Raw genomic sequence first — 7,760 nt, forward strand, 5'->3', positions numbered from 1 at the left:
CGTTCGCCCCTCCCGCGGGTCCGGGCAGTGCCGCTGCTGGCTGGCGGTCCCCGGCGGGGTCCGGGCGCCCGGGGAGCGGGGCGCTTCCGGAGGGCGTCATCGTCCCTTTCCCGTTGCCTCCCGTTTTTTCGTCCCTGTCCGGTGCGTGGCGCGGGGGAGCCGTCGTCCTCCGCGCCTCCAGTCGTTTCTTCTGCCCGGCTTTGGGCGCTAAGGGGGCGGGGCCCGGCGGCCGGAAGGCCCCGGCGGGAGGCGGCGCTGGCCGTACATCCTGCGGGGGGCGACGGCAGGCCGGACGCCGGAAGGGCGGCGCCTTCCCCGCAGGCGCCGCCGTCCATCTTTCGCGGTGTTTCCGTCTCTGCCGTCCCTGTCGGGCTCCTGGCCGGGGCGGGCGGCTTCAGGGCGCCGCGCGTCGGGCGGGCCGCCAGGGGCCTGCGCCTGCGACGGGGCCGCCCCGGCAAGGAGACGGAAACCGGGCGCCTGGACACGCCAAAAAACCCTTGCCTGCAAGGCACCGCGGGGGAAATGTCCCAGGAATGAAATTAGGGCTTGCTTTTGAAAATGAATTTCAATATCAAGAATCCCGGTGCACGACACCGCCGGGGCGCCAGGGTGGCGCCCGCAACCGGCAACAGGCAACACGAGGAAATGACCATGCCAAGCGCGCTTGTCGTCTACGGCTCCACCACCGGCAACACCGAGACCACGGCCGAGTTCATCGCCAAGACCCTGGCCTCCAAGGGTTTCGACGCCGAGGTCGTCAACGCGGCCAACACGTCCGCCGAGGCCCTGGGCGGCGACTACGATATCGTCCTGCTGGGCGCCTCCACCTGGGGCGACGAGGATATCGAGTTGCAGGACGATTTCGTCCCCATCTACGAATCCCTGGAGAAATCCGGCCTGGGCGGCAGGAAGACCGCCGTGTTCGGCTGCGGCGACTCCTCCTACACCCATTTCTGCGGCGCCGTGGACGCCATCGAGGAAAAGCTGCGCAACATGGGTTCCAAGGTCGTGGTCGACTCCCTGAAGATCGACGGCGACCCCGACCGCGGCGAGATCACCGCCTGGGCCGAAGAGGTGGCCGGGCGGGTCTAGCTTCAACTGTTCCGGCCGCCGCTTCGGTTCCGGCCGTCCCTTCGGGCTTCCCGCCGTGCCCGGGGGGCGGGCGGGCCGGGCCGCCGCGAGGCTTCTTGGCCCCGCGCGGCGGCAGGTGGCCGGGCGGCGCACGGGCCGTGCAATGCGGTTCTGCGCTTCCGGCGCCGCCCCCTCCCCACGGGGGCGGCAACCCGGCTCCGGGTGGGTTCCGCCGGGCTTTGCCCGCCGCCCGGAGCCGGGGCCATCGCCGGATGGCCTGTTTTTCCATCGGCGGCGCGGGGTGAGGGCGCGCATCCCTTCGCCCCCCGCGCCGCCCGGGCACCGGCCACGCGCGCCTGCGGCGACAGGCGCGGGCCGTCCTGCCCGACGAGCGGGGCAGGGGCCAGGGGCCGCCCGGGGCCATCGTCCGACCTCCACGATGACCCCGGACCGGACCCCGTTTCCAGGCCTGCGGCTGTGCCGCGGCCCCGGTCCTCCGCCGTCCTGGGGGCCCGGCATGGTGCCGGGCCCCTTCTCCGTTTCCGCGTCCGGGCTTCGCCCCGGGCTTCGCCCTAGGGCATCCAGTCCATGATGCCCTGCCCCGGATTGGCCCCGCGCCAGCGCGCGAAATCCTCCCAGCCGCGCACCCCGTCGCGCAATACCGCCTGATAGATCTCGATACCCATGACCTGTTCGCCCTCGGGCACGGCGTCCTTGATGCGCAGGATGGCCAGGCGCGTTTCGGGGGTCAGGGTCTCGCCGATGCGCTCGGCCACGCGCTCGAAGTGGCCGTCCCAGCGCGAGCCCCGGGGCATGTGGATCATGTCGATCTGCCACTGCTCACCGGCCGCGTCGCGGACCCAGGCGTACCATTCCAGGCACTGGTCCTCGGCGTCCAGCAGGTTGGCGAACCGGACGCGCAGCACCCCGGGGGCGGCGGCGATGCGCGCCATTGCCGCGAAGCTGTCCTCGATGCGCAGCGGATCGGAGTAGATGTGGAAGTCGATGTCCTTGTGGCGCAGCAAAAGCCCGGTGCGCAGGGAGCCCACCAGGTTCACCGTGGCCCCGGCGTCCTGCCAGGCCTCCACGACCCCCGTGGCGCGCACCACGTCCCAGGCCTGCCGGCTCGCGCACCGGGCCCGTTCCAGAATGTCGTCCACCGTCGCCTCCTTGGGTTCGCCGACCGCGTTCGTCGCGGCGCGGCGGTGCGTACGGGCGCTAGCAGAGCCGCGCGCCGGGCGCAAGGCCGCCCCGGCGCCCCGGCGCCGTGCCCGCCCGCCCGGCCGATTTCCCGCCCGCTTGCGTTCCGGTCCGCGAGCCCTTCGTTCGGCTCCGGCCCCGGGCGCCCCGGATTCCCCCCGTCCTTGCCCCGGCCGCTGTTTGCCCCGGCGTTGTGTCCGCCTGTGGCCCGCCCCGCGCCCGGCCGGTCCTCGCGCGCGAGCCCCGCACCCCGGCTCCCGGCCCGGCGCCCCGGCCCCGAGTCCCCCTGTCCGGCTTGCGCGTCTGCCTCCGGCCCTGGTCGCATTCGCGGGCGCCGGTTTGGGGGACGCACCGTGCTGACACGGGGGACGGGAGCGGGTGATGGGGCGGGGGACGGGAGCGGGGCGACGGGAACCAGAAAAGACTTGACAGTTTCCCTAAAATGATTCATTCGTTTGAATAGACGGCAACGGACCGGACGGCGGGCCAAGTCCGAGGAGGCCTCCGGGCCTCCGGGCCTCCGGGCCTCCGGGCCTCCGGGCCTCCGGGTCTCCGGGCCTCCGGGCCTCCGGGTCTCCGGGTCTCCGGGTCTCCGGGTCTCCGGGTCTCCGGGTCTCCGGGTCTCCGGGTCTCCGGGTCTCCGGGCACCCCGGCACCCCGGCACCCCGGCACCCCGGGTTGCGACAGCCGGGCCGCCCGCCCCGGCAGGGCGCGCGGGGGTGCTCCGGGCCATCCGGGGGGCGCTTCCGCCCGCGTCGGTCCGTCCGCCCGCCTCCGGGCACCGGGCTGGCAAGGCTCCTGCAAGGAACAGAACATGGAAGGGAATATGGACAAGGAAATGACACGGCCCGTCCCCCGGGCCGACGGCGGGGCCCAGGCCGGGACGCGCCAGCGGCTCATCGAGGCCGGGGTGCGCCTGTTCGGCCTGCACGGTTTCGAGGCCACGGCCACGCGGGCCCTGGCCGCCGAGGCCGGGGTCAACCTGGGGGCCATCCCCTATCATTTCGGCGGCAAGGAGGGCCTGTACCACGCCGTGGCCGGGCACATCGTCGACGTGATGCTGGCCCAGGTCGGCCCCAGCGTGGCCGGAACCCTGGCCGTGTGCCAGGACCCCGCCGCCCGGCGCGAGGACGTGCTGGCCGCCCTGCGCACCACGGTGCGCGGCATGGTGCGGATCATGCTCGCCACCCCCGAGGCGCGCAGCTTCAGCCAGATCGTGCTCCAGGAGCAGATCGCGCCGACCTCGGCCTTCCCCATCTTCCACGAGCGGTTCCTGAAGCGGGTGCACGCCATGTGGTGCGCGTTGCTGGCCCGGCTCACGGGGCTGGCTCCGGACAGCCCCGAGCTGATCCTGCGCGCCTTTTCCGTCATGGGCCAGCTGGTCGTCTTCCGCGTGGCCATGGCCTCGGCCGTGCGGCGCCTGGACTGCGAGAGCCTGGGCGACGCGCACCTGGAGTGCATCGCGCGCATCGTTTGCGACCAGGTCGAGGCCATCACCGAATCCTGTTCCCCCGTCTGTACGGAGGCAAAGCCATGAAGCGGCGGATCGTCATTCCCTTTGTGGTGCTGGTGGTCAGCGCGGGCCTGTGGTGGTTCCTGGCCGGGCGGGGGCCCGGCGGCGACGGGGCCCCGCGCCTGTACGGCAATGTGGACATCCGCGAGGTGGAGCTCGCGCCGCGCGTGCCGGGGCTGCTGGCCGAGGTGCGCGTGGACGAGGGCGACGCCGTGGACCCCGGGGACGTGCTGGCCGTGCTCGACGGCGAGCCCTACAGCAACGCCCTGGCCCGGGCCGAGGCCGAGCGCGACGCCGCCCGGGCCAACCTGGACAAGCTCCTCGCCGGATACCGCAGCGAGGAGGTGGCCCAGGCCCGGGCGCGGGTGGCCCAGGTGCAGGCCCGGGCGGAGAACGCCGAGCGCGTGGCCCGGCGCCGCCAGGAGCTGTACCAGGGCGGGGTCATCGCCGCCCAGGACTACGAGGACGCCGTGGCCGCGCGCGACGCCGCCGCCGCCGAGCTGGACGCGGCGCGCAAGGCCCTGCGCCTGCAAGTGACGGGTTTTCGCAGCGAGGACGTGCAGGCCGCCGAAGCCGGATTGCGCGCCGCCGAGGCCGCCGCCGCCGCCGCCCGGACGGACCTCGCCGACACGCTGCTCGTGGCCCCTGCCGGGGGCACCGTGCTCTCGCGCGTGCGCGAGCCCGGGGCCATGATCGGCGCCGGAACCACGGTGCTTGTGCTGTCCCTGGACCGGCCGGTCTGGGTGCGGGCCTATGTGCCCGAGCCGCTGCTCGGACGCGTGCATCCCGGCATGGCCGTGGAGGTGACCACCGACTCGCGCCCGGACGAGCCCTATGCGGGGCGGGTGGGCTTCATTTCGCCGGTGGCGGAGTTCACGCCCAAGAGCGTGGAGACCGAGGCCCTGCGCACCGATCTGGTCTACCGCCTGCGCATCGTGGTCGACGAGGCCGACCAGGGCCTGCGCCAGGGCATGCCCGTCACCGTGACCCTGCCCCGGGACGACCGGCCCTCCCGGCCATGAGCGCCCCCCGGGTTGCACCCGAGCCCCGGCCTGCGGCCCCCCTGGTGGAGGTCGCCGGGCTGGTCAAGACCTTCGCCAAGGCCGGGCCCCCGGCCCTGGACGGCGTGAGCGCGCATGTGGCGCCAGGGGTGGTCACCGGGCTGGTGGGCCCCGACGGCGCGGGCAAGACCACGCTCATCCGCATCCTGGCCGGCCTGCTGGACCGCGACGCGGGCCAGGCGAGGGTGCTGGGCTGCGACCCCGGGCGCGAGGCCCCGGCCGTCCACGCCCGCCTGGGCTACATGCCCCAGAAGTTCGGGCTCTACGAGGATCTCACCGTGGGCGAGAACCTGCGGCTGTACGCCGACGTGCGCGGCCTGCCCGCCGCCGAGCGGCCCGCCGTGTTCGCCCGGCTGCTGGGCTTCACGGGGCTGGAGGCATTCACCGGGCGCCTTGCCGGGCGCCTGTCGGGCGGCATGAAGCAGAAGCTCGGCCTGGCCTGCGCCATGATCCGCCGCCCGGAGCTGCTGCTGCTCGACGAGCCCAGCGTGGGCGTCGACCCCATCTCGCGGCGCGAGCTGTGGCGCATGGTCCGCGAGCTGGCGGGGCAGGGCATCGGCGTGGTCTGGAGCACGTCGTACCTGGACGAGGCCGAGGCCTGCGACCAGGTGCTGCTGCTTTCCCAGGGGCGCCAGCTCTTTTTCGGCCCGCCCGGCGCGCTGACCGCTTTGGTGGCCGGGCGCTCCCTGGCCCTGCGCGGGATCGCGGCCGGGCGCCGGGCCGTGCTGCGCCGGGCCCTGGGCCAGCCCGGGGTGGCCGACGGGGTCATCCAGGGCCGCTCGGTGCGCCTGGTGCTGGCCCGGGATGCCGGGCCGCCCGACCTGGACGCCCTGCGCGCCGGGCCCGGGGCGACCCTGGAGCCCGTGGCCCCGCGCTTCGAGGACGCCTTCGTGGACGCCCTGGGCGGCGGGCCCGGGGGCGTGTCGCCCCTGGCCGAGGCCATGCGCCCGCGCGACCCGGCCCCGGGCAGCGCCGTGGAGGCCCGCGACCTGACCAAGCGCTTTGGCGCCTTCACCGCGGCCAGCGAGGTGTCCTTCTCCATCCGGCGCGGCGAGGTCTTCGGGCTCCTGGGGCCCAACGGCGCGGGCAAGTCGACCATCTTCAAGATGATGTGCGGGCTGCTGCGGCCCACCTCGGGCCAGGCCCTGGTGGACGGCCTGAACCTCGAAAAGGCCAGCGGCAGGGCCCGCGCGCGTATCGGCTACATGGCCCAGAAGTTCTCCCTCTACGGCACCCTGTCCGTGCGCCAGAACCTGGAATTCTTCGCCGGGGTCTATGGCCTGGGCCGCGAGGCGCGCCGCAGGGCCGTTGCGGGCATGGTCGAGACTTTCGCCCTGGGGCCGTACCTGGGCGCCTCGGCCGACGCGCTGCCCCTGGGCTTCAAGCAGCGCCTGGCCCTGGCCTGCGCGGTGATGCACGAGCCGCCCGTCCTGTTCCTCGACGAGCCCACCTCGGGGGTGGACCCCATCACCCGCCGCGAGTTCTGGACGCATATCAACGGCATGGTCGAACGCGGGGTGACGGTGATGGTCACCACCCATTTCATGGACGAGGCCGAATACTGCGACCGCATCGTGCTGGTTTATCGCGGGCGGATCATCGCCTCGGGCTCGCCCGACGACCTCAAGGACGGGGTGCGCGGCCCGGAGCTGCCCGACCCGTCCATGGAGGACGCCTTCGTGGCCCTCATCGGGCGCGACGGCTCCGGGCGGGAGGCCGCGTGAGGGCGGCCCTGCGCCGGGTGTGGGCCATCGCCCGCAAGGAGGGGGTGCAGATCGTGCGCGATCCGTCCTCAATCCTCATCGGCTTCGTCCTGCCCGTGTTCCTGACGCTGCTGTCCGGCTACGCCACCAACCTGGACCTGGAAGGTGTGCCCCTGGGCGTGGTGCTCGAGGATTCCTCGCCCGAGGCGCGCTCCCTGGCGGCGGCCTTCGCGGCCTCGCGCTCCTTTTCCGTGCGCCTGGGCCACGACCGGCGCCAGATGCAGGGCGAGCTGACCACCGGCGGGCTGCGCGGGGTGGTGGTCATCCCCCGGACCTTCACCCGCGACCTGGCCCGGGCCGACGCCCAGGCGCCGTTCCAGATCCTGGTGGACGGCGCGGAGCCCAACACGGCGACCTTCGTGCAGAACTACGCCCGGGGCATCTGGCTGACCTGGATGACCCTGCGGGCCCGCGAAGCCGGGGAGGGGTTCGCCCCGCCCGTGGTCCTGGCCCCGCGCACCTGGTTCAACCAGGATCTGCGCAGCCTGAACAGCCTGCTGCCCGGGGGCATCGCCATCAACCTGACCCTCATCGGCGCGCTGCTCACGGCCCTGGTCGTGGCCCGCGAGTGGGAGCGCGGGACGATGGAAGCCATGCTGGCCACCCCGGTGACCGGCCTGGAGATGCTCGTGGGCAAGCTCGCGCCCTATTTCCTGCTGGGCATGGTCGCCCTGGGCATCTGCCTGGCGCTGACCCTGGGGGTCTTCGGCGTGCCATTCAGGGGGTCGGCCGGGGCGCTGGTGGCGGTGTCGGCGGTGTTCCTGCTCTCGGCCCTGGGCCTTGGGCTGTTTATCTCCACCGTGGCCCGCAGCCAGTTCGTCGCCGCCCAGGTGGCCATCCTTTCGGCCTTTTTGCCCGCCTATTTCCTGTCGGGCTATGTGTTCGAGATCGCCGGGATGCCCTGGCCCGTGCGCCTGCTGACCCACGCCATCTCCGCGCGCTACTACGTTTCGGCGCTGAAGACGCTGTTCCTGGCGGGGGACGCCTGGGCGCAGCTTTTGCCCAACATGGTCGGCATGGCGGCCATCGCCGCCGTGCTGCTGGGCCTGACCCTGTGGCGCTCGGCCCGGAGGATCGGCTGATGTTCGGGCGGGTGTGGGCCCTGGTGGTCAAAGAGCTGCTGGCCGTGCTGCGCGACCGCAAGAGCCGCAC

General features: G+C 73.5%; 6 protein-coding genes. 5 read left to right on the forward strand and 1 reads right to left on the reverse strand.

The annotated features are described in order from the left end of the window. The first annotated feature begins 651 nt into the window (after positions 1-651). Positions 652-1,092, forward strand: coding sequence for a flavodoxin (locus M0P34_RS11865; RefSeq protein ID WP_291499365.1), 441 nt, complete (start codon positions 652-654; stop codon positions 1,090-1,092). A 551-nt stretch (positions 1,093-1,643) separates the two neighbouring features. Here M0P34_RS11865 and M0P34_RS11870 read toward each other — a convergent pair. Next, entirely contained in the window at positions 1,644-2,231 is a 588-nt protein-coding gene (locus M0P34_RS11870) for a nucleotidyltransferase domain-containing protein (protein WP_291499367.1), read from the reverse strand. Between the two features lie 878 nt (positions 2,232-3,109). Between M0P34_RS11870 and M0P34_RS11875 the strand changes: the two genes are divergently transcribed. From M0P34_RS11875 to M0P34_RS11890, 4 genes are read left to right on the forward strand one after another with little or no spacing between them, the layout of a single operon-like run. Beyond that, positions 3,110-3,808 carry a CerR family C-terminal domain-containing protein gene (locus M0P34_RS11875; RefSeq protein ID WP_291499369.1) on the forward strand — a complete coding sequence of 233 codons (699 nt, stop codon included), beginning with the start codon at positions 3,110-3,112 and terminating at the stop codon, positions 3,806-3,808. Then, on the forward strand, positions 3,805-4,806 hold the full coding sequence (gene hlyD, locus M0P34_RS11880) for a secretion protein HlyD (protein WP_291499371.1): 1,002 nt from the start codon (positions 3,805-3,807) through the stop codon (positions 4,804-4,806). Before M0P34_RS11875 ends, hlyD begins: the two co-directional genes overlap by 4 nt. After that, positions 4,803-6,569, forward strand: a complete 1,767-nt coding sequence (locus tag M0P34_RS11885; protein WP_291499378.1) for an ATP-binding cassette domain-containing protein — start codon at positions 4,803-4,805, stop codon at positions 6,567-6,569. Before hlyD ends, M0P34_RS11885 begins: the two co-directional genes overlap by 4 nt. Then, positions 6,566-7,690, forward strand: a complete 1,125-nt coding sequence (locus M0P34_RS11890; protein ID WP_291499380.1) for an ABC transporter permease — start codon at positions 6,566-6,568, stop codon at positions 7,688-7,690. The genes M0P34_RS11885 and M0P34_RS11890 overlap by 4 nt, the downstream gene beginning before the upstream one ends. Positions 7,691-7,760 lie beyond the last annotated feature (70 nt).

Origin of the sequence: Desulfocurvus sp. (assembly GCF_023230885.1) — a bacterium.
Taxonomy (GTDB): domain Bacteria; phylum Desulfobacterota; class Desulfovibrionia; order Desulfovibrionales; family Desulfovibrionaceae; genus Desulfocurvus.